This is a genomic window from Dactylosporangium roseum (assembly GCF_025264685.1).
GTDB classification, from domain to species: Bacteria; Actinomycetota; Actinomycetes; order Mycobacteriales; family Micromonosporaceae; genus Dactylosporangium; species Dactylosporangium roseum.
Map to the genome: position 1 here is coordinate 6,548,947 of NZ_CP073721.1, position 21,328 is coordinate 6,570,274.

Genomic DNA, 21,328 nt, shown 5'->3' on the forward strand with positions numbered 1-21,328 from the left:
CGGGAGCGGCTACCCGACTCGGGTGAGGAGGGTGAGCGGGACACCGTCTCCGGCGTGGCGGTATGGTTCGAGCTCCGCGTCCCACGGCGCGCCGAGCGCCTTCTCCAGCGTGTGGGCGAGGGTCTCGTAGCCGCGGGCGCCCGCGACCAGGCTGCGCAGCCGGTCCTCGGACAGGACGATGTCGCCGTTGGCGCTGGTGGAGCCGCGGAACAGTCCGCGGCCGGGCACGTGCATGAACCGCTCGCCGTCGACGCCGGGACTCGCGTCCTCGGTGACCTCGAAGCGGATCATCGGCCACTGCCGCAGCGCGGCGGCCAGCTCCGCACCGGTGCCGGTCGCGCCGGTCCACGAGCACTGGGCCCGCCGGGCCGAGGGCTCGACAGGCTGCACCGACCACTCGAGGCGGACCGGCGCGCCGAGGACGCGAGCGATCGCCCACTCGACGTGCGAGGACACGGCGAGCGGAGTCGAGTGAACGTATATGACGCCACGCGTGGGCACGAAGGACCTCCCGGAGACCGAGGTGCGTCTTCCCCTACGACCTCGCGCTCCATGGGTCAAGCCCGGGCAGCGACTTTGCTGTTGGGACTCATGATGACGATGATGCGCGCGGTGCGCCAGAGAATCGCCAACTCGGGTCCTACGAATTGTGCAACGCTCGGTGGGCCCGAAAGGTTACCCGGCCGGGGTGTTACAGTTTTGGGCGTCTCTGCACTTCACGCCTCGACAAGGAGTTCCCGCCCGTGGCGAGCAACACCTCGAAGACCGCGCGGGCCTCAGTCCGCGCGGGTCAGGCCGGAGCAGCCGGCGCTCTCAGCGTCCTGGGTGAGTTCAAATATCTCATCCCGCTCAACAACGGCAAGCACGTCTACGTGCGCAATCTGACCAACGGCAAGACCAACCACCTCAGCACCGCCTCCGACGCCTTCGTCGAGGAGATCCGCGTGCTCGCCGGTGCCGGTCACGCCACCAAGATCCGCGCCGAGCTGCAGGCGCTCGCCGCCGCCAACCCGAGCCACGGCTGGGACGCGACCGAGAAGCGCCTCATCGAGGCGGGTGTGCTCGAAGCCGCCTGAGCTTCAGCCGAACGACAGCCGCCGGAGGGCTCCCCCGGCGGCTGTCACCGTTTCCGGTCCGTAACACTCTCGAAATCCCTCTGGTCCGCGACGGAGTAATTCGACGTACTTCCGGGTAACAATTGGCCATGGGTTCCGTCGCCTCACCCCCCATCAGGCTCAAGGACGGCGCCCGCCTGTACAGCTTGCTCCACCCCGCCGCGCCGTCGGCCTCGGGCGCGGCGCCCGTAACGGTGGTCCTCCTGCACGGCTGGACGCTCGACAACCGCCTCTGGCGTCACCAGATCGCCGACCTGGCCGGCCGGCTCGGCGCTCCGGTGCGGGTGCTCGCCTTCGACCTGCGCGGCCACGGCCGCTCCTCGGCCACCCACGGCGCCGACGCCACGCTCGAACAGCTCGGTGACGATCTTGCCGAGGTCATCGAGCAACTGGTCCCCGAGGGCCCGATCGTGCTGGCCGGGCACTCGCTCGGCGGGATGGCGATCATGGAGTACGCGCATCGCCATGCCGCGGCGTTCGCCGACCGGGTGGTCGGTGTGGTGCTGATCTCCACCTCGGCGGAGGGCTCGTCCCGCACCAGCTACGGCCTCAGCCCCCGGCTCGCCCGGGTCATGCGCATCCTGGAGATCCAGGGCGCGGGCCTGCTCGCCCGGTCCGGCGCCTGGCGACCGCATCGCCGGCTGATGCCGCTGCTCGCACCGGGCGTGCGCTGGCTGGTGTTCGGCCAGCGGGTCGACACGAGCTGGGTGGCCCTGACCGCGTCGATGGTCGGCAACGCCCCGCTGTGCGCGATCGGCGGCTTCCGCCCGTCGGTCGACCTGCACCACCGGGTCGAGACACTGGCCGCGATGCGGGGCCTTCCCGCGGCGGTGCTCGTCGGCTCGCTGGACCGGCTGACCCCACCGGCCTGCGCGGAGACGATCGCGCGCGAGCTGCCCGACGCCGACCTGGTGATCTGCGACCAGGCCGGCCACATGCTGCCGATGGAGCGCCCCGACGCGGTGACCGACGCGATCGTCTCCGTCATCCGGCGCGCCTCGGTGGACCCGGCCGTCCGCGAGCGCGCCTCAGCCCAGGTGCACCTCGACCCCGCTCAGCCGCCGGACGAAGTCGGCGCCCAGCGCCTGTGACGGGGTGTGGACGCCGGCTGGGACGGTGCCCGCGCGGACCTCCCGCACGGCCCGTAGCGTCGCGTCGGCGGTGAGTGCGTAGGCGTTCGGGCCGGTCAGGGTCGCCGAGCGCGGGTTGCCGGCGGCGTCGCGGACCTCGGCCCAGACCTCGCAGCCGGTCGCCGAGCGGCGCTCCCGCGACGGGCCGCCCCGGCGCACGAGGGCCTGTGCGAGCGTGCGCAGCGGGCCGAACCCGAGCACCTTCACCAGCGGGGAGCCGGCGTTGCGCGGAAGGCTCGTGTAGACGGTGATGTTCGGAATGCCGGTCGAGCGGTACGCCGTGACGAGGTCGCCCCAGCGGGTCGCGCCCACGGTCCGCGGGCCGGACGGAAACGGGACCGCACGGGACGGAGTGCCGAACCGGGTCGGGACCAGGACACCGTCGACCCGGCGCAGGCCACCCGCGGCCGCCTCGCCGAGCGCGGTGCGGGCGGTGCCGCGGCTGAGCCCGCCCGGAGCGTGGAACGCCAGCTCCAGGGCGACCGCGTCGGGGACGGCGGCGGCCAGCCCGGCGGCCAGGCAGTCGGTCGGGACCACGTCGAAGCCCGCACCGGTGATCATCACGACGCCCGCCGCCCGGGCCGCGGCGTCCTGGGTGAACATCCGGTCGAGGACGTCGAGCTCGCCGGTGATGTCGAGATAGTGTTTGCCCGCCGAGAGGCACGACGCGACCAGGGGCGCGGCGGTGGCGGCAAAGGGGCCGGCGCAGTTGACCACCGTGTCGACGCCGTCCAGGGGTACGGCCGCCGGGTCGCCTATCCGATAGGACAACCCCAGTTCGTCCGCCAGGGGAGCCACACTGGACCGGGATCGTCCCGCCAGGATCGGACGCTCCCCACGGTCGACCGCCAGCCGGGCCAGCAGCCGCCCGCTGTAGCCGTTCGCGCCGTACACCATCCACGTCACACCACGACAGTATGAGAGGGTTACCGGGTGCATTTCATCGAGGAGTGGATGGGCACGCTCTCCCCGGTCTGGATCTACCTCCTGGTCGGCGGCGTCATCGGCGTCGAGAGCATGGGCATCCCGCTCCCGGGTGAGGTCGCGCTCGTGACCGCCTCGCTGCTGTCCGTCGGGACCAAGATCAGCCCCTGGCTGGTCGCGGGGTCCGCGTCGGCGGGCGCCATCATCGGCGACTCCATCGGCTACCTCATCGGCCGCCGGGGCGGCCGGCGCCTCCTGGAGCGCTTCGGCCGGCGGTTCCCGAAGCACTTCGGCCCCGCCCACCTCGCGAAGGCCGAGCGGGCCTTCCAGCGGTGGGGTGTCTGGGCCGTGTTCTTCGGCCGGTTCATCGCGCTGCTGCGCATCCTGGCCGGCCCGCTCGCCGGTGCGCTGCACGTGCCGTATGGCCGGTTTCTCGCCGCCAACGCCCTCGGCGGGCTAACGTGGGCCTTCGGCACCGTGTTCGCGATCTACTCGGTCGGCCGGGTCGCGGAGAAGTGGCTCAAGGACTTCTCCTGGATCGCACTGGCGGCGGCGGTCGTCGCCGGCCTGATCACGACGTTCTACCTGCGTCGCAAGGCCGCTGCCGAGGCCAAGGCCCTGCGCGAAGCGGCGGATAAGGAGCCCGCGACCGCCCACGACTGACGCCGACAGCACGGTGCCCCGGACGCACGAGTAGGCTTTCGGGGTTGTTTTTCCGGCGGCGGCAGGAGTAGGGCGTTGAGCGACGCGGTTCGCGAGTCGGAGATCGCCGCCGAGCAGGCCTACCTGGACCGGGTCTACGTCCGGCTCGACCAGCTACGCGTCTCCGCCGCCGAGGTGGAGAAGGCCGGCTACAGCCTCGCCCGGGTCGGCAACTTCGGCGCACTCGTCGAGCGCGACGCCATGGTCTACCACGCCGCCCGGCGCCGCCGGGCCCTGGAGAGCGAGCACGACGGGCTGGTCTTCGGCCGACTCGACCTGGGGCCCGACGGGGTCTCCGGCGCCGACGCGGCCGCCGTCGAGCCCGCGGTGCCCGACGGCGAGGTGCGCTACATCGGCCGGCTCGGCCTGCGGGACGAGTCCTACGATTCGCTCGTCGTCGACTGGCGCGCCCCCGCCGCCGCGCCGTTCTACCGGGCCACTCCCGCCGACCGGATGGGTGTGGTGCGGCGACGGAGCATCAGGAGTACCAACGAGAAGGTCGTGAGCATCGAGGACGACCTCCTCGACCCGGCGGGCGCCCCGGAGTCCATGGCGGTGATCGGGGACGGTGCGCTGCTCGCCAACCTCTCCCGCGCCACCGGCCGCGGCATGAAGGACATCGTCGCCACGATCCAGCGGGAGCAGGACGACGCGATCCGCTCCCCCGCGTCCGGAGTGACCGTCGTGCGCGGCGGCCCCGGCACCGGCAAGACCGCGGTCGCGCTGCACCGGGCGGCCTACCTGCTGTATGCGGACCGTAACCGGTACGAGTCGGGCGGCGTGCTCGTCGTCGGGCCGTCGGACGTGTTCGTCGGCTACGTGTCGCGGGTGCTGCCGTCGCTGGGTGAGGACACCGCGACGCTGCGCTCCCTGGGGCAGCTCGTCGAGGGCGTGCAGGCGACCCGCCACGAGCCGCCGGAGGTCGCCGCCGTCAAGGGAACGCTCCGCATGCAGCGGGTCCTGGCCCGCGCGGCCCGCGCCCCCGTGCCGGACTCGCCGGACCGCCTCCGGATCCTGTACCGCGGGGAGCTGCTGAGCCTCGACAAGCCGGCGCTCGACGACCTGCGCCGCACCGTGCTGAACCTGGGCGTGAAGCGCAACGCCGCCCGGGCCAAGGCGGCCGGGCACGTGCTCGACACGCTGTGGCGGCAGAGCGTCGAACTGCTGCCGTCGAGCCGGCAGCAGCACCGCGAGGAGTTCGCGCCGGACATCGCGGAGCGGCCGGAGTTCATCCAGTTCATGCGCGGCTGGTGGCCGGTGCTGCGCCCGGCCGGCGTGCTCGGCTGGCTGACCGACCGGCGGCGGCTCTCGCGCTGGGCCAACGGGGTGCTCAGCAACCGCGAGATCGCCACGCTGTCCGGCTCGATCCGCCCGGACGACCCGTCGGTCGAGGACGTCGCGCTGCTCGACGAGCTGCACGAGCTCCTCGGCGACCCGCCGGTCCGCCGCCGGCCGCCGCGCGACCCCTTCCAGGTCGCGGAGGGTGTGCGCGAGGTGACGACGTATGCGGACCGGATGGCGGCGGCCCGCGCGCGGGCGGTCGAGCGACCGGAGGACTACCGCGACTACGCGCACATCATCGTCGACGAGTCGCAGGACGTGTCGCCGATGCAGTGGCGCATGATCGGGCGCCGCGGTCCGCACGCGACCTGGACGATCGTCGGTGACCCGGCCCAGGCGGCGTGGGCCGACCCGGCCGAGGCGGAGCGGGCGATGGACGGCGCGGTGGGCACCCGGCGGCGCTCGGGCTTCACGCTGACCACCAACTACCGCAACTCGGCCGAGATCTTCGCGACCGCCGCGCGGGTGATCCGGCAGGCCCAGCCGGACATCGAGCTGCCGACGGCGGTGCGGTCGTCGGGCGTGGCGCCGGTCGAGCGGGTCGTCGAGGACCTGGAGCCGGCGGTCCGTGAGGCGGCGCAGGCCCTGCTGGACCAGGTGGAGGGCACCGTCGGCGTGATCACCCCGACCGGCCGCCGCGACGAGGTCGCGAAGTGGGTCGACGGGCTGGGCCCGGAGCGGCTCCAGACGGTGGGCGCGCTGGACTCGAAAGGCATGGAGTATGACGGCGTGCTGGTCGTCGAGCCGGCCGACATCCGCGCGGAGTCGGCGACGGGCTTCCGGACGCTGTACGTGGCCCTGTCCCGGGCGACACAACGCCTGACGACGGTGGGAACCCGGCCGTACTGATCGGCCCCCGGAAGCGCCCGAAGCGCCCGGGACCGCGCGATCCAGCGCACCGTCCTGTTTGAATTTGTTGACTTCTGGTCGGCCAGGTTCGAAGCTGTAGGCCATGCGAGCGCGCCCGGACTTCGGCCGGGTCGGCAGGGTGCCCAGCCGTCCCCGCGACGTAACGTCTGCGGTGGAATCCATTCCGGAAACGGTCATGCGCGCGGCCGCACCGTCCGCTGCGCCTGCGAAGGGAACGGCGTGATGCTCGCACAGCAACGTCAGGCGGCCATCCTCGACCTTGTCCGCCGCCACGGCGGCGTGCGGGTGAGCCAACTGGTCCGCCAGTTCGGCGTCTCCGACATGACCGTCCGGCGCGACCTCGAGGCGCTCGCCGACCGTGGCCTGGTCGACAAGGTGCACGGTGGCGCCACGATCGCCGGCCCCGGCTCGACCGAGGAGCCCGGCTTCGACGCCAAGTCGGTGCGCCAGCGCAACGAGAAGGCCGCGATCGTCGAGCGGGCCGTGAAGCTCATCGAGCCGCACACCGCGGTCGCGCTCTCGGCGGGCACCACCACCGCCGCCCTCGCCGCACACCTCGTCGACGTCCCGGGACTGACGGTCGTCACCAACTCGATCCCGGTCGCCGACACCCTGTACCACGCCGGGCGGCCCGACCAGACGGTCGTGCTCACCGGCGGGATCCGCACGCCCTCCGACGCTCTCGCCGGCCCGGTGGCAGAGGCGGCGATCCGCTCCCTCAACGTCGACGTGCTGTTCCTCGGCGTCCACGGGATGAGCCCGCGCACCGGCTTCACCACCCCCAACCTCATGGAGGCCGGCACCAACCGCCTGCTGGTCGCCGCCGCACGACGCCTCGTCGTGCTGGCCGACCACACGAAGTGGGAAATGGTCGGTATCGCGACCATCACCCCGCTCGACGAGGCGGACATCCTCATCACCGACGTCGGGCTCGCCACCGAGGCGCGGGTCCAGCTCGCCGAGCGCGTCGGCGAGCTGATCGTCGTCGATCCGAACGGTTAGGACCTGGAGAACGAGTGAAGCGCACGGTCACCCACCTCGCCGACGGCCGGGAACTCATCTACTTCGACGAGCGCGACGACGCGACCCGGGACGCCGCCGACCGGCGGGACCTCCCCCCGCCGCCGCCCGCCTCGGAGATGCGACACGACCCGGTGCTCGACGAGTGGGTGGCGATCGCCACGCACCGGCAGACCCGAACGTTCCTCCCGCCGTCCGACCAGTGCCCGTTGTGCCCGTCGACGCCGGAGTGGCAGAGCGAGATCCCCTCCGCCGAGTACGACGTGGTGGTGTTCGAGAACCGCTTCCCGTCCTTCAGCCATCGGGTCGGCCCGGCGCGGGGTGACCTCCTGCCCGGCCTGGTGCCGACCCGCCCGGCCGCCGGCCGGTGTGAGGTCGTCTGCTTCACCTCCGACCACGAGGCCTCGTTCGCCTCGCTCTCCCCGGACCGGGTGCGCACGGTCGTCGAGGCGTGGGCCGACCGGACCGCCGACCTGAACACCCGCGACGACGTCGAGCAGGTGTTCTGCTTCGAGAACCGCGGCGAGGAGATCGGGGTGACGCTGCACCACCCGCACGGCCAGATCTACGCGTACCCGTTCGTGACCCCGCGGACCCACCGGATGCTGCGGTCCGCTCGCTCGCACAGCGGTGGCAACCTCTTCGCCGGCCTGCTGGCCGCCGAGCGGGCCGACGGCACGCGGGTGGTCGCGTTCAACGAGCACTGGACCGCCTTCGTGCCGGCGACGGCGCGCTGGCCGTTCGAGATCCACCTGTACCCGCACCGCCAGGTCCCGGACATCCCGGCGCTGAGCGGCGCGGAGCGCGACGCGTTCGGCCCGCTCTACCTGGAGACGCTGCGCCGCCTCGACGGGTTGTTCGGGCTGCCGATGCCGTACATCTCGGCCTGGCACCAGGCACCGGCGCGGGTCGACCGGGACCTCGCGTACCTGCACCTGCGGGTGTTCAGCACCCGGCGGGCGCCGGGCAGGCTCAAGTACCTCGCCGGCTCCGAGTCCGGCATGGGTGTGTTCGTCAACGACGTGCGGCCGGAGCAGGCCGCCGAGATGCTGCAGGGGGTCCGGCTGTGACGGCTGTCGGACGGCTTCCGGCGGGCGGTTACGACGCCGTGTGGGCGAGCCCGGGGCGGGTCAACCTCATCGGCGAGCACACCGACTACAACGACGGGTTCGTCCTGCCGTTCGCGCTCCCCCACAGCACGGTGGTGGCCGCGACGCGGCGCGACCGTCCCGAGTGGACGGTGTGGTCGGAGACGACCGGTGAGACCGTGCGCTTCGGCCCGGACGAGCGGGTCGGGGGCTGGGCCGCCTACGTCGCCGGGATCGTGTGGGTGCTGCGCGAGGCCGGCCACGACGTGCCGGGTGCCGACCTCAAGGTGACCTCCGACGTGCCGCTCGGCGCCGGGCTGTCCAGTTCCGCCGCCATCGAGTGCGCGGTCATGGCGGCCCTCGTGGACCTGGCCGGCGCGGACCTGCCGATGCCGCTGCGGCCGCGGCTGGCCCAGCGGGCCGAGAACGAGTACGTCGGCGCCCCGACCGGCATCATGGACCAGGCCGCGGCCACGCTGTGCCGGGCCGGGCACGCGCTGTTCCTCGACTGCCGGTCGCTGGCCACCGAGCACGTGCCGTTCGACCTCGCCGCCGAGCGGCTGGCGATGCTGGTGGTCGACAGCAAGGCTCCGCACGCCCACGTGAGCGGCGAGTACGCGGCCCGGCGCCGGTCGTGCGAGGAGGCGGCGAAGATCCTCGGCGTGGCGGCGCTGCGCGACGTCGACGCGGACGGTCTGCCCGACGCCCTCGCCGAGCTCGGCGACGAGGTGCTGCGCAAACGGGTCCGGCACGTGGTCACCGAGGACCAGCGGGTCCTGGACACCGTGGCGGCGCTGCGCGCCGGGGACGTGCGGGCGGTCGGCCCGCTGATGACGGCGTCGCACGAGTCGATGCGCGACGACTACGAGATCACCGTGCCGCAGGTCGACACGGCGGTGCGGGTGGCGCTGGAGCACGGTGCGTACGGCGCGCGGATGACCGGCGGCGGCTTCGGCGGGTGTGTCCTCGCGCTGGTCGACGAGGAGCACCGCGACACCGTCGCGGCGGCGGTGCGGGAGGCGTTCGCCGCCGACGGCTTCACGCCTCCCGACACGTTTGTCGTCACCCCCGGGGAAGGCACCCGCGACGTCGGCGGACGAGCCGCGCGGCGGCCCGGTCGGCGGTGGTCGTAGCCGCGGACGTCGACACGCTCGCCGCGGACGACCGGAACCGCAGCTATTTCGCCCGGACCTCGAGCGTGCCGGGGTCGTAGCGGCCGCCGCCGACGGCCAGCGGCCGGCGCGCTCCGCCGGTCCGCCCGGACGCACACATTGTGCGACCTCGGCCGTTACCGGCCCCCCAACATTGGTTCCTCACGACCCCTGGGAACCCCCGCCAGCGTTGGGAGGACAAGCGTGAGCGTGCCTGGATACCGCGACACGCCAGGACCGCAATGGGATCCGCACACACCGGTGGACCCCGCAGAGGCCGAGGAATTCCTCGCGCTGTTCCACCGCGAGAACCCGCAGCACGGCGAAGGCCGCGAGCGGATCGCCGAGGTCCGGGCGGAGATCGCCGCCACCGGCACGTACACCCACACGTACGCGGAACTCCTCTTCGGCGCCCGGGTGGCCTGGCGCAACGCGAGCCGCTGCATCGGCCGCCTGTACTGGCGCAGCCTCGTGCTCCGGGACCTGCGCGAGGTCAGCGCGCCGGACGAGGTCTTCGAGGAACTCGTCCGCCACCTGGGCCTCGCCGGCCAGCGGGAACGCAACGTGATCCGGCCGGTCATCTCGGTCTTCGCGCCGCACGTGCCGGGCCGCGCCGGCACCCGCCTGTGGAACGAGCAGCTCATCCGCTACGCCGGGCACCGCCACGCGGACGGCACGGTCGTCGGCGACCCGCGGTACGTGCCGTTCACCGAGACGCTCCAGCAGTACGGCTGGCGCGGCAAGCCGGACAACCCGTTCGACGTGCTCCCGCTCGCGATCGAGGGCCCCGCCGGGGACGTGAACCTCTACGAGCTGCCTGAGCACGCGGTCTGGGAGGTGCCGATCGCGCATCCGGAGTACCGCTGGTTCGCCGAGCTCGGCCTGCGCTGGCACGCGATCCCGGCGATCTCGAACATGCGCCTGACCATCGGCGGGGTCGACTACCCGCTGGCGCCCTTCAACGGCTGGTACCTGGGCACCGAGATCGGCGCGCGCAACCTCGCCGACGCGGACCGCTACAACCTGCTGCCGGTGGTCGCGGAGCGGCTGGGGCTGGACACGAGCACCGAGCGGTCGCTGTGGAAGGACCGGGCCCTGGTGGAGCTGAACCGGGCGGTGCTGTGGTCGTTCGACCGGGCGGGCGCGCGGATCAGTGACCACCACACGGAGTCGGAACGGTTCCTGGCGCACGTGGCGAGCGAGGAGCGCGCGGGCCGGACGACCCCGGCGGACTGGACGTGGATCGTGCCGCCGATGAGCGGGGGTGCGACGGGGGTCTTCCACCGGTACTACGCCGAGGCCGACCAGCGTCCCGCCTTCTATCTCGACAGCGACGCGCGTGAGCTGGGTCGCCGGGGCCGCTCGCCGATCACACCGGCGGCGGGTGCGGGGCGCTGCCCGTTCCACGAGCCTTCGGCCGTGCCGGCCGGGCCGGCCGGGCCGGCCGGCACGGCCGGATCCGCTCCGGAGCAGGCGACGGCCGCGACGCGAGACGGTTCTGAACCCACTGCTGCTGAACTCTCTGATTTCTAGACCCACTGGCCGGTGCGGTTGTGGCGCCGGGCGCCACAACCGCACCACCGGGCCGGGGCGCTCAGGAGCTGAGCACCTCGGCCAGGGCGTCGACGGCCAGGTCGATCTCCTCGCGGGTGACCACCAGCGGCGGGGCCAGTCGAAGGGTCGAGCCGTGGGTGTCCTTGGCCAGCACACCCCTGGCCATCAGTCGCTCGCTCGCCTCGCGGCCGGTCATGAGCGCCGGGTCGATGTCGATCCCGGCCCAGAGGCCGCGGCCCCGGACGGCGGTCAGGCCCTTGCCGACCAGCGTGCCGAGGCGGGCGTGCAGGTGCGCGCCGACCTCCTTGGCGCGGGCCTGCGGCTCGCCGGTGTTCAGCAGGGCGACGACCGCCCGGGCGACCGCGCACGCCAGCGGGTTGCCGCCGAACGTGGAGCCGTGCTCGCCGGGGCGCAGCACGCCGAGGACCCCGCGGGAGGCGGCGACGGCCGACACCGGGACGACGCCGCCGCCGAGGGCCTTGCCCAGCACGTACATGTCAGGAACGACACCCTCGTCGTCACAGGCGAACGTGTCGCCGGTGCGGCCCAGGCCGGACTGGATCTCGTCGGCCACGAAGAGGACGTTGCGGCCGGTGCACAGCGCCCGGACGCCGGTCAGGTAGCCGGCCGGTGGCACGAGCACACCCGCCTCGCCCTGGATCGGCTCGACGAGCACCGCCACGGTGGTCTCGTCGATCGCCGCGGCGAGGGCGTCGAGGTCGCCGTAGGGCACGATCCGGAACCCCGGCGTGAACGGGCCGTAGTCGGCACGGGCATCGGGGTCGGTGGAGAAGCTGACGATCGTCGTGGTGCGGCCGTGGAAGTTGCCGTCGGCGACGACGATCGTGGCCCGGCCGTCGGGGACGCCCTTGACCTTGTACCCCCACTTGCGGGACACCTTGATCGCGGTCTCGACGGCCTCGGCGCCGGTGTTCATCGGCAGCACGAGGTCCTTGCCGCACAGTTCGGCGAGCTCGTGGCAGAACGGGCCGAACTGGTCGTGCAGGAAGGCGCGGCTGGTCAGCGTCACCCGGTCGAGCTGTTCGCGCGCCGCCGCGACGAGGCCGGGGTGGCGGTGGCCGAAGTTCAGCGCCGAGTAGCCGGCGAGGCAGTCGAGGTACCGGCGGCCGTCAACGTCGGTCACCCAGGCGCCCTCGGCCTCGGCGATGACCACGGGCAGCGGGTGGTAGTTGTGCGCCGTCCAGCGCTCGGCCTCCGCCACCGCAGGGGTGGTACGGTCCGTCATCGCCGCGGTCATGCCCGCACCTCCAACGTGCAGCACTTGGGTCCGCCGCCGGCCTTGTGCAGCTCGGACACGTCGACCGGCACCGGTTGGAATCCCTTCGACGCTAGCGCTCCGGCGAGCGCGGTGGCCGCGGCCGGCAGCACCACGCGATCTCCGTCACTGACGGCGTTGAGCCCCAGCACGGCGGCGTCCCCGGCGGTGGCGACGACGGCTTCGGGGTACAGCCGTCGCAGCACTTCCTGACTGCCGGGCGAGAACGCCCCGGGGTAGTAGGCGATGTTGTCGTGCGACAGCACCGTCAGCGCGGTGTCGAGGTGGTAGTACCGGGGATCGACGAGCTGCAGGCTGATCACCGGCCGGCCGAAGAGCTCCTGCGCCTCGAGGTGGGCGGCGTGCTCGGTGCGCAGCCCGGTGCCGGCGAGGATGACCGCACCGGCGAGCAGGAGGTCGCCCTCGCCCTCGTTGACGTTCTTCGCGGCGTGGACGTCGAAGCCATTGCGCGCGAACCACGACAGGTAGGCCGGGCCCTCGTCGGCGCGCTCCGGGTGGCGGAACTGCGCGCCGTAGACCTTGCCGTCGACGACCGTGGCACCGTTGGCGGCGAAGACCATGTCCGGCAGGCCGGGCACCGGGTCGATCAGGTCGACGGTGTGTCCGAGCGACAGGTAGAGCTCGTACAGCGTCGTCCACTGCGCGACGGCCCGCTCGACGTCGACGGGCGCGGTCGGGTCCATCCACGGATTGATCGCGTAGTCCACGGCGAAGTGTGTGGGTCGACACATCAGATAACGACGGCTCATGAGCAAAACCTACGGTGCGGCCAGGGCGGCGAACCATTGCGATCCGCTGCTTCTTGGTGCATGTTTCTTGTCTTGTACCGCCACCGAGCAACGATTTGTTGCGTCCATCCGAGACCTAGCCGAGCTGCCGCCAGTTGCCGGGCCGCGCCAGCAGCCCGGAGACGCAGTCCATCGCGGCGTCCTCGTCGCCGAACTCGTAGCGCCGGCAGCGCCCGTCGGCGCCGCCCTCGCGGGACTCGACCCACCAGTTGCCCGCGTCCTCGAACAGGTACACGTCGCGCCGGGCGAGCCGGCCCCAGTTCCCGTTCCACCAGTGTTTTCTGCGCTCCACAGGCAGTATTCGAACACAGGTGCCAACAGTGGCGGAAGGCGACCCGCCCAAATCGATCAGGACGGTTAGCCTTCCACCTGTCCGGGTACGCCCCTGGTGCGCTGCCGCTTTCTGCCGAGTGGGGGTTTGGCTCATGCCGCCGGACGAGCAGGACCTCATCGACCTGCTCGTGGCCGACCACCGGCGGCTCGAATCGCTGTTCGCCGAGATCGAGACGTCCGCCGAGGCGTCCGCCAGGCAGGCGGCGATCACGGCGGCGATCACGCTGCTCGACCGGCACACCCGGGCCGAGGAGGCGCTCCTGCATCCCGCGTTGCGCGAACGGTTGCCCGCCGGCGAGGCGATCGTCGCCTACGAGACCGGCGAGCACGGACGGATGGACGAGCTGCTCACGCGTCTCGGCGCGCTCGACGACACGGACCCGGCGTTCGACGGGCTGCTCGCCACACTGCTGGACGCCGTGCGCCAGCACATGCAGGAGGAGGAGACCGAACTGTTCCCGCGCCTGCGATCGGCGCGTGTGACGGAATGAGCGGACGGGTAAGCCAGTACGCATGGCAGTTCCCGAGAACAGGCAGCCGCTGATCGCGACGCTCAAGAAGGCGGCGTTCCATCTCAAGGAGACCGGCATCCCGTTCTGCCTGGCGGGCAGCTTCGCGGTCTATGCGCGCGGCGGCGAGTCCGTCGACCACGACATCGACTTCCTCATCAAGGAAGCGGACGCCGAACGCGTCATGACCGGCCTCGGCGAGGTCGGCTTCCGTTGCGAGGTGCCGCCCGAGGGCTGGCTGGTCAAGGCCTGGGACCAGACCGAGGACGGGGATCTGCTGATCGACTTCATCTTCTGCCCGGTGCAGCGGCCGGTGACCGACGCGACACTCACCGACACGGATGTCATCGCCGTCAACGCCTGCCACATGCCGGTGCTGTCGGCGACCGAGCTGATGATTCACAAGGTGCTGACCTGGTCGGCACACTACTGCGACTTCGCGCGGGGACTGCCGGTCGCGCGCTCGCTGCGGGAACAGATCGACTGGCCACGGGTCTTCCGGGAAACGGCCCACTCGCCGTACGCGCATGCTTTCCTGTTCCTGATCGATCGCCTCGGCGTCATGTCGTTGTCGGAGGCGAGCGCGCTGTCCGCCGCCGTCTAGTGCGTGCTGTCCGGCCTGGGGTTTGAGGGGGACGACGATGACCGTCGACCAGTACGTCGAGAGCGAGCTGCAGCATCTGCTCGCCGAGGACGAACGCATCGCGGAGCAGGGCATCCGCTTCGTGCGTACCGAAGGTGGGATCAGCCTCGTCGGTGAGGTCGAGAGCGCCGAGCGGCGCGACCTGATCTGCCAGGTGGTTGCCGAGGCGTTCCCGGAGCTGCCGGTGCGCTGCAACATCGGGCTCACGCGGGTGCACGAGCCGGAGGAGGTCGAGGAGCTGTGACGGTCCGGGAGAACCGCGTGCGCGTCGCGGCCGTCGGCGACGTGCATCTCGACGCTGATGTGCTGGGCCGCTACCGCCCGGCGCTCGAACACGTCGGCGAGAAGGCCGACGTGCTGCTGCTGGCCGGCGACCTGACGCGGCACGGCACGACCGACGAGGCGCGGTGCGTGGCGCAGGAGTTCGGCGGACTGGCGGTGCCGGTCGTCGCGATCCTGGGCAACCACGACTACCACAGCGACCAGGAGTACGAGGTGGCGAAGGTCCTGGAGGACGCCGGCCTCACCGTGCTGGAGTGCACGGGCACCGTGGTCGACCTGGACGGCGTGCGGGTCGGCATCGCCGGCACCAAGGGCTTCGGCGGCGGGTTCGCCGGCGCGTGCGCGAGCGAGTTCGGCGAGCCGGAGATGAAGGCGTTCACCCGGCACGGCCGCGAGGTCGCCGAGCGGTTCGGCCACGCGCTCGCCCAGCTCGACTGCGACGTGCGGATCGCGCTCACCCACTACTCGCCGGTGCCGGAGACGCTGCTGGGCGAGCCGCTGGAGATCTACCCGTTCCTCGGCTCGTACCAGTTGGCGCAGGCGATCGACGCCGCGCCGACGGTGGGGCTGGCGGTGCACGGGCACGCCCACGCCGGCTCGGAGCGGGGCACGACACCGGGCGGCGTGCCGGTCCGCAACGTCGCCCACCCCGTGATCAAGCAGGCCTACAACGTCTATCAGTTGTCGTCGGTGCTGGCTCCGGTCTGACCGGCCGGTTCCGCCTTCGGCGCCTCAGCGCCGCCCGGTTCCGCCTTCGGCGCCTCAGCGCCGCCCGGTTCCGCCTTCGACACCTCAGCGCCGCCCGGTTTCGGCGAGGCGTTCCCTCAGGAACGCCAGGGCGTGCGCCAGCAGCCGCGAGACGTGCATCTGTGAGATGCCGAGCCGCTCGGCGATCTGCGTCTGGGTCAGGTTGCCGGCGAAGCGCATCGCGAGGATCCGCTGCTCACGGGCCGGTAGCTGGATGATCAGCGGACGCAGCGTCTGCCGGTCGTCGACCGCCTCGAGGTCGCGGTCGACGCCACCGAGGATCTCGGCGAGCTCCACGCCGTTCTCCTCGCCGGCGGCCGGCGCGTTGATGGACAACGTCCGGTACGCCTGGCCGCACTCGATGCCCTCGATGATCTCCTCTTCGCTCACGTTCAGGCGGGTGGCGAGGTCGGTGACGGTCGGGGAGCGGCCGAGGTCCTGGGCCAGGTCGCCCGAGACCTTGCTGATCTCCAGGCGCAGTTCCTGGAGGCGGCGGGGGACGCGGACGTCCCAGCCCTTGTCGCGGAAGTGTCGTTTGAGCTCGCCGACGATCATCGGGATCGCGTAGCTGGTGAACGCGGCGCCGCGCGTCGGGTCGTAGCCGTCGACGGACTTGATCAGGCCGAGGTTGGCGACCTGGACGAGGTCGTCGAACTGTTCGCCGCGGTTGCGGAAGCGCCGGGCGAGGTATTCGGCCAGCGGGATGTACAGCTCGATCAGCCGGGCCCGGACGCGGTCGCGGTCGGGCCCGGCGGGAAGGTCGGCGAGCAGGGTGAGGAGCGCCTGTGCGGCGGCCTCCGTCTCCCGGTTGCCGGAACGGCCGGTCCGCTGGGCCGGGATCGCCGGGCTGGTCTTCGGGGTCTTCCGGGCGGCGCGATGCGCGGTGACGGTCATGAGGGGGTCCCCCTGCCTGCTGCCCGGCCGGGCGACGGTGCTGGGGAGCGCACGGCCGGGGCGGAAGAATGCCGGCTGGCGCCCTGGTCTCGAGCGCCCGGCAGGAATCCCGCGGCGGCGATCGCGGCTGTTTGACGATCACGCCTCGACAACGACCGGCGGATTGCCCGTTAGCCGTTCGGATGATGCGGGTCAGCCAAAGGTACCGCCTTCCGGCCGGGCGAGGCAAGGCACGTACACCTCCCGGAGCCTCTCAGCCAGAAACCTCGGTCAACGCCCCGTCGTCCTCCTCGGCGTCCTCACCGGTGTCGTCCGACTGCACGGCACCGCCGGTCACCGCCGTGTAGACCCGCAGCAGGTCGGCGGCGGTGCGCTCCCAGGTGTACCGGCTGCGGACCCGGTCGATCGCCGCGCTGGCGTAGCTCATCCGGCGCACCTCGTCGCCGAGGAGTCCGCGGAGGGCGCCGGCGAGCGCGTACGTGTCGCGGGGCGGCACCAGCACGCCGGTCACGTTGTCGATGACACTCTCGGCGATCCCGCCCACCTCGTAGGCGACGATCGGCACGCCGCACGACATGGCCTCCAGCGGGGTGAGGCCGAACGGCTCGTACCACGGCGCGCAGCCCAGGACGTCGGCCGAGCGGTACCAGCCGGGCAGCTCGTCCAGCGGCACGGCGCCGATGAGCCGCACCCGGTCGCCGACACCGCACCGGTCCGCCAGTTCCATGAGCCGCCGCGCCTCCGGGTCCCGGTCCAGCCGGGCCGGGTCGGGGCCGCCGACGATCACCAGCTCCGCGCCGGGGACCCGGCGCAGCGCCTCGACGAGGTCGGCGAAACCCTTGCGCTCGACGAGCGGGCCGACGCTGAGGATCCGGCGCAGTCCGGGCCGCGGGCGGTCGGCGGCCGGGCCCGCGGGTGTGAACCTCTCCCCGTCGACGCCGGACGGGATGATGATCGTGTCGGCGCGACGGATGCCCATGCGGCCGAGTTCCGTGACCTCGTCCTCGCACTGGGCGACGACCCGGTCGACCAGTGTGCCGAGGGTGCGTTCCAGGCCGACCCGCTGCTCCGGGCTGCTGTCGCGATCCTTGAGGTGGCGGCGCTTGACGGCGCCGAGCCCGTGGTACGTCTCGATGACCGGCAGCCGGTGCTCGGCGGTGGCGGTCAGCGCGGCCAGGCCGCTCAGCCAGAAGTGGGCGTGGACCACGTCGGGGGTCTCGCCGTGGCCGTTGTCGCGCCAGCGGGCCGCCAGCGCACGGCCGAAGTCACCCATGAAGGGAAGCAGGTCGTCGACCGGCATCGGCTCGGCCGGGCCGGCGGACACGTGCTCGACGGTCACGCCTTCGGCGTACGGCACCGTGTCGTCGACGTCGGGCCGGTCGCGGCGGGTGTACACCCGCACGTCGTGACCCAGCCCGCCGAGTGCCTCCGCGAGCGCCGCCACATGCGTATGCTGACCACCGGTGCCCGGGCCGCCGAGGGCGAGCGGGCTCGCCTGGGCGGAGATCAGCGCGACCTTCAACGCTCACCTGCCCACGACGAAGCTGCTCGTAGCACCTGTGCAAACCTCCACGTGGCCGACGCTGCTGACCTGCCAAGGCCCCTACCCGAGCGAGTTGGTGGTAAACATCAACGGGCGAGTCGCTACCGGCTCGCCGGCGGACCCGCGCCGTGGGTCCGTCTCGAGGCACGGCAGGAGGCGTCAGCAGGCATGGTGGACAAGGCCCCCGCCGAGGGCGGCAGCGCCGAGCCGGCCGAGGCGCTCGCGGCGCTCGTCGCCAAGCTCCGGGCCGAGCTGACCGGGGTGCGCACCGCCATGCGGAACCGCGCGGTCATCGAACAGGCCAAGGGCGTGCTCGTCGAGCGGCTCGGCATCACTCCCGACCAGGGATTCGACCAGCTCGTGCGGCTCTCCCAGCGCACCAACATCAAGCTCATCGAGGTCGCGGCCGCGATCGTCGGGACCACGTCACCCGACCCGAACGCGCCGGATGTGGTGAACCTCATCGACGACGAGCTGCGCCAGCACGTCGCGCGCCGGCGGGAGCGCCCGCCCGCGCCGTCCCCCGCCTCCCCCGCCCCCGCGGCCTCCCCGGCCCGCCGCCGGGCCAGCCGCACGCCCGAGGTCGAGGCGCTGCAGTCCCAGCACCAGTTGCTCAGCGCCCGGATCGCGGCGGCGCGCAGCTACGACGAGATCAGTGCGGTGCTCGGGACCGCGCCGACCGCCTGGCCGGCGCCGTCGACCGTGCTGCTGACGCTGGTCGACCCGGACGGCGCACAGCGCGGCGTCGGCGCCCACGGCGTCGCCGGCGAGGTGCGCAGCCGCTGGTCCCGCATCCCGCCGGATCCGGCGCTGCCGCTGGTCGTCGCGGTGCAGGACGCCGAGACGCTCTGGCTGTCCGCCGACGACGAGGCCACCCGGCGCTTCCCGGTGATCGGGCAGCAGCCGTTCAGCGGGGCGACCATCCTCGCCGCACCGCTGGTCGCCGGCGAGCGGATCATCGGCGGCGTCCTGCTGACCTGGGCCGAGGTGCTCCCGGACGGCGACGAGCTGCGGCGGTACGTCGCAGCGCTGCTCGAGCCGGTGGCGCGGCAGGTCGACGCGCTGATCGGCGACGAGATCGCCAGCGCCTGGTTCCACGTCGAGGGCGAGGAGAGCGGCCAGGCAGCGCCGGCGCAGGTGTGGCTGCCGACCGTCGTCGACGCCCTGCACAATCCGGCGGCGCTGCTGTCGCCGGTCACCGAGGACGGGCAGCTCGTCGACTTCCGCGTCGAATACGCCAACGGCCTCGCCCGGCAGATCTTCACCGGGGCACGCGTCGACCCGGACGAGGCGACGCTGCTGGCCGCTTACCCGGCGCTGGGCAGCGCGACGCTGTTGCCGGAGTTCGCCCGGCTGTTGCAGGACGGCCAGCCGAGGCGCCTGGAAGGGCTGCGGGCCGATCCGCGCACGGACGGCGTGCCCGGCCCGCAGACGCTCTCGGTGCACGCGGTGCGACTCTGGGACCGGGTGTTCGCGGTCTGGCGGGTCGCCACCGAGGCCGACCTGATGTACGACCAGCTCCTCCAGGCGGAGCGCATCGCCGGGACCGGCTCCTTCTGCTGGGAGCTGCGCGACCCGGAACCGCGCTGCTCCCCCGAGCTCATCCGGCTCTTCCACGGCGGGCGCGACGCGGCCCGCGTGCCGGTCGAGGAACTGACCGCCAGCGTCCACCCCGACGACCTGCTCGCGGTGCAGGACGCGGTCCGTCGCACGATCGTGGAGGGCAAGCACCTCCTCGCCGAGGCGCGCGGCGCCGGGCGGGTCAACGGCCGGCGGCTCCGGCTCACCGCCGAGCCGATCTTCGACGACACCGGCAACGTCACCGCGGTGCGCGGCACCGTGCAGGACGTCACCGAGGAGCGGGCGATCGAGGCCCGGCTGCGTCGCGCCGAGGAGGCGCTCGCGGCGCAGCGGCACCGGCTCGCGGACGAACGGCGGGCCGCGGAGGCCCTGCAGCGCGCGCTGCTGCCGACCGACCCGGAGCTCGGGCACATGGAGGGCATCGGGATCTGCGGCCGGTGCCGCTCCCCCGAGCGGGTCGGCACCGTCGACGGCGACTGGTACGACGCGACGGCCCTGCCCGACGGCGGCACCGTGCTGGTCCTCGGCGACGTCGACGAGCAGGGCCTCTCCTCGATGACGACGGCGGCGCGGCTGCGGTACGCGGTCCGGGCGTACGCGATGCTCGACATGTCGCCCGGGGACATCCTGACCGCGGTCAACGGCATGCTCTGCGCGATGGAGGTGGAGCACACCGCCTGTCTGGTGGTGGCCCGTTTCGCCCCCGAGACCCGGGAGCTGCGGTGGGCGGCGGCCGGGCAGGTCGCCCCGATCCGGTACACGGCCGCGGGCCGGGGCTCGGTGCTGTCCGGGCCGCTCGGCTTGCCGCTGGGTGAGATCGCCGAGATGCGGTACACCGACACCACGGTCACGCTGGAGCAGGGTGACCGGGTGCTGCTCTACACCGGCGGCCAGGCCCGCGTCGACCGGCGTCGCGGGGGTGGCCTCGACCTGGTCCGCCGGGCCGGTGAGCACGTCGACCTGAGCGACTTCGACGCGGTGGTGGCGCACCTGATCGGCGCGCTCAACGTGGCCGACGACGAGGACGTCTGCGCGATGCTGATCAACGTGCGCTGATTCCCGCGCCGAGTTCCTGGTGCTGCGGTCCTGCTCAGGCCTGCCGGGTGTCCCAGTCCCACGGCAGGCCGAGACCGTCGAAGCGGCCCAGGGCGTCGCGGTGGCGGGCGGCCAGGACGACACGGTCCGGGCCGAGGTGGCCCAGAAGGTCGTCGTCGCCGTAGTACCGGGTCCGCGGGTCGGGCCAGTGCCACAGGGCGTCGTCGAGCTCGCGGAGCCGGACCTTGACGGCGCGCAGTTCGTCCGGTGCGGGCTCCAGGTAGACAAGACCGTGCAACGGGGCGTACGTCGCCTCGTACACCGCCGCGTAGACGAGGAACCGGGACAGTGACAGGCCGGTGGGAAACTCGTCGTTCTCGTAGACCTCGGGGTCGCCGGGCACACCAACGTCCGGAATCTTCCAGTTCTTCCAGTCCGGGATCGAATACCAGTCGTCCGCGCCCTCCCAGAATCGGACCATTCCGTTCTCGGGTCTCAGGTCGGTCCACGGACGCATGGCGTGGTCGCGGCTAAGCGGGAGCGAATAGCGGGCGGCGACGCGGTACCAACCGGCCAGCGGCTCCGGGACGCCGGGGAGCGGCAGGTCGACAGGCGGACGATCGGGCAGGCCGTACCAGCGGTGGACGAACCGCCCCAAACTTTCCGGCGTCACCACGTCGAGCTCGTACACGCCGAACATCATGCCGGGTGCGACAACCTCCGAGGGCGGCACACCGTTGCGCATTCGCGACCTAACTGCCGATGTTTACGGTTACGAATA

21 protein-coding genes are annotated in these 21,328 nt (G+C 72.5%); 13 read left to right on the forward strand and 8 right to left on the reverse strand.

Annotated elements, in window-relative coordinates:
• Positions 1–9 precede the first annotated feature (9 nt).
• Positions 10–501, reverse strand: a complete 492-nt coding sequence (locus Drose_RS30680) for a DUF3145 domain-containing protein (RefSeq protein ID WP_260724755.1) — start codon at positions 499–501, stop codon at positions 10–12.
• Positions 502–743: 242 nt separating this feature from the next.
• On the opposite strand from Drose_RS30680, the gene Drose_RS30685 reads away from it, so the two are divergent.
• Together Drose_RS30685 and Drose_RS30690 are read left to right on the forward strand one after the other, a co-directional pair.
• Positions 744–1,076 carry a hypothetical protein gene (locus tag Drose_RS30685; RefSeq protein WP_260724756.1) on the forward strand — a complete coding sequence of 111 codons (333 nt, stop codon included), beginning with the start codon at positions 744–746 and terminating at the stop codon, positions 1,074–1,076.
• Positions 1,077–1,204: 128 nt separating this feature from the next.
• Complete coding sequence (locus Drose_RS30690; protein ID WP_260724757.1) at positions 1,205–2,206, forward strand: alpha/beta fold hydrolase; 1,002 nt, start codon at positions 1,205–1,207, stop codon at positions 2,204–2,206.
• On the opposite strand, the gene Drose_RS30695 is transcribed toward Drose_RS30690, so the two are convergent.
• The gene (locus tag Drose_RS30695; protein ID WP_260729873.1) at positions 2,144–3,142 is read right to left on the reverse strand and encodes a saccharopine dehydrogenase family protein; all 999 of its coding nucleotides are present in this window, start codon (positions 3,140–3,142) and stop codon (positions 2,144–2,146) included. The genes Drose_RS30690 and Drose_RS30695 overlap by 63 nt on opposite strands.
• A 36-nt stretch (positions 3,143–3,178) precedes the next feature.
• On the opposite strand from Drose_RS30695, the gene Drose_RS30700 reads away from it, so the two are divergent.
• The 6 genes from Drose_RS30700 to Drose_RS30725 all read left to right on the forward strand — a co-directional run bounded on the left by Drose_RS30700 (position 3,179) and on the right by Drose_RS30725 (position 10,874).
• Positions 3,179–3,832 (forward strand): DedA family protein, encoded by a 654-nt coding sequence (locus tag Drose_RS30700; protein ID WP_260724758.1) that lies wholly within the window; start codon positions 3,179–3,181, stop codon positions 3,830–3,832.
• A gap of 75 nt (positions 3,833–3,907) precedes the next feature.
• On the forward strand, positions 3,908–6,061 hold the full coding sequence (locus Drose_RS30705; RefSeq protein WP_260724759.1) for a HelD family protein: 2,154 nt from the start codon (positions 3,908–3,910) through the stop codon (positions 6,059–6,061).
• Positions 6,062–6,304: 243 nt separating this feature from the next.
• Positions 6,305–7,084 carry a DeoR/GlpR family DNA-binding transcription regulator gene (locus Drose_RS30710; RefSeq protein ID WP_260724760.1) on the forward strand — a complete coding sequence of 260 codons (780 nt, stop codon included), beginning with the start codon at positions 6,305–6,307 and terminating at the stop codon, positions 7,082–7,084.
• Between the two features lie 14 nt (positions 7,085–7,098).
• A complete protein-coding gene (galT, locus tag Drose_RS30715) occupies positions 7,099–8,172 on the forward strand; it encodes a galactose-1-phosphate uridylyltransferase (RefSeq protein WP_260724761.1) in 1,074 nt (357 codons plus the stop codon).
• Entirely contained in the window at positions 8,169–9,323 is a 1,155-nt protein-coding gene (gene galK / locus Drose_RS30720) for a galactokinase (RefSeq protein ID WP_260724762.1), read from the forward strand. The genes galT and galK overlap by 4 nt, the downstream gene beginning before the upstream one ends.
• Before the next feature lie 222 nt (positions 9,324–9,545).
• Positions 9,546–10,874, forward strand: coding sequence for a nitric oxide synthase oxygenase (locus Drose_RS30725; protein ID WP_260724763.1), 1,329 nt, complete (start codon positions 9,546–9,548; stop codon positions 10,872–10,874).
• 61 nt (positions 10,875–10,935) lie between these two features.
• Here the strand turns inward: Drose_RS30725 and rocD are convergent, their stop codons facing one another.
• The 3 genes from rocD to Drose_RS30740 form a co-directional block, all read right to left on the reverse strand.
• Entirely contained in the window at positions 10,936–12,153 is a 1,218-nt protein-coding gene (rocD, locus tag Drose_RS30730) for an ornithine--oxo-acid transaminase (RefSeq protein WP_390891256.1), read from the reverse strand.
• The gene (gene ddaH / locus Drose_RS30735; protein WP_260724764.1) at positions 12,150–12,941 is read right to left on the reverse strand and encodes a dimethylargininase; all 792 of its coding nucleotides are present in this window, start codon (positions 12,939–12,941) and stop codon (positions 12,150–12,152) included. Before ddaH ends, rocD begins: the two co-directional genes overlap by 4 nt.
• 115 nt (positions 12,942–13,056) lie before the next feature.
• The gene (locus tag Drose_RS30740; protein WP_260724765.1) at positions 13,057–13,272 is read right to left on the reverse strand and encodes a hypothetical protein; all 216 of its coding nucleotides are present in this window, start codon (positions 13,270–13,272) and stop codon (positions 13,057–13,059) included.
• A gap of 133 nt (positions 13,273–13,405) precedes the next feature.
• Here Drose_RS30740 and Drose_RS30745 point away from each other — a divergent pair, with 133 nt between their 5' ends.
• The 4 genes from Drose_RS30745 to Drose_RS30760 are packed head-to-tail and all read left to right on the forward strand — an operon-like array spanning position 13,406 to position 15,455.
• Positions 13,406–13,804 (forward strand): hemerythrin domain-containing protein, encoded by a 399-nt coding sequence (locus Drose_RS30745; RefSeq protein WP_260724766.1) that lies wholly within the window; start codon positions 13,406–13,408, stop codon positions 13,802–13,804.
• Positions 13,805–13,826: 22 nt separating this feature from the next.
• Entirely contained in the window at positions 13,827–14,426 is a 600-nt protein-coding gene (locus tag Drose_RS30750) for a nucleotidyltransferase family protein (RefSeq protein WP_260724767.1), read from the forward strand.
• Positions 14,427–14,463: 37 nt separating this feature from the next.
• Positions 14,464–14,709 (forward strand): hypothetical protein, encoded by a 246-nt coding sequence (locus Drose_RS30755; RefSeq protein WP_260724768.1) that lies wholly within the window; start codon positions 14,464–14,466, stop codon positions 14,707–14,709.
• Positions 14,706–15,455 (forward strand): metallophosphoesterase family protein, encoded by a 750-nt coding sequence (locus tag Drose_RS30760; RefSeq protein WP_260724769.1) that lies wholly within the window; start codon positions 14,706–14,708, stop codon positions 15,453–15,455. Before Drose_RS30755 ends, Drose_RS30760 begins: the two co-directional genes overlap by 4 nt.
• Positions 15,456–15,539: 84 nt before the next feature.
• Here Drose_RS30760 and Drose_RS30765 read toward each other — a convergent pair whose 3' ends face one another.
• Entirely contained in the window at positions 15,540–16,388 is an 849-nt protein-coding gene (locus tag Drose_RS30765) for a SigB/SigF/SigG family RNA polymerase sigma factor (protein WP_260724770.1), read from the reverse strand.
• A gap of 253 nt (positions 16,389–16,641) precedes the next feature.
• A complete protein-coding gene (locus tag Drose_RS30770; protein WP_260724771.1) occupies positions 16,642–17,910 on the reverse strand; it encodes a glycosyltransferase in 1,269 nt (422 codons plus the stop codon).
• 189 nt (positions 17,911–18,099) lie between these two features.
• Between Drose_RS30770 and Drose_RS30775 the strand changes: the two genes are divergently transcribed.
• Positions 18,100–20,568 (forward strand): SpoIIE family protein phosphatase, encoded by a 2,469-nt coding sequence (locus Drose_RS30775; protein WP_260724772.1) that lies wholly within the window; start codon positions 18,100–18,102, stop codon positions 20,566–20,568.
• A 34-nt stretch (positions 20,569–20,602) separates the two neighbouring features.
• Here Drose_RS30775 and Drose_RS30780 read toward each other — a convergent pair whose 3' ends face one another.
• Complete coding sequence (locus Drose_RS30780; protein ID WP_260724773.1) at positions 20,603–21,238, reverse strand: hypothetical protein; 636 nt, start codon at positions 21,236–21,238, stop codon at positions 20,603–20,605.
• Positions 21,239–21,328: the final 90 nt, after the last annotated feature.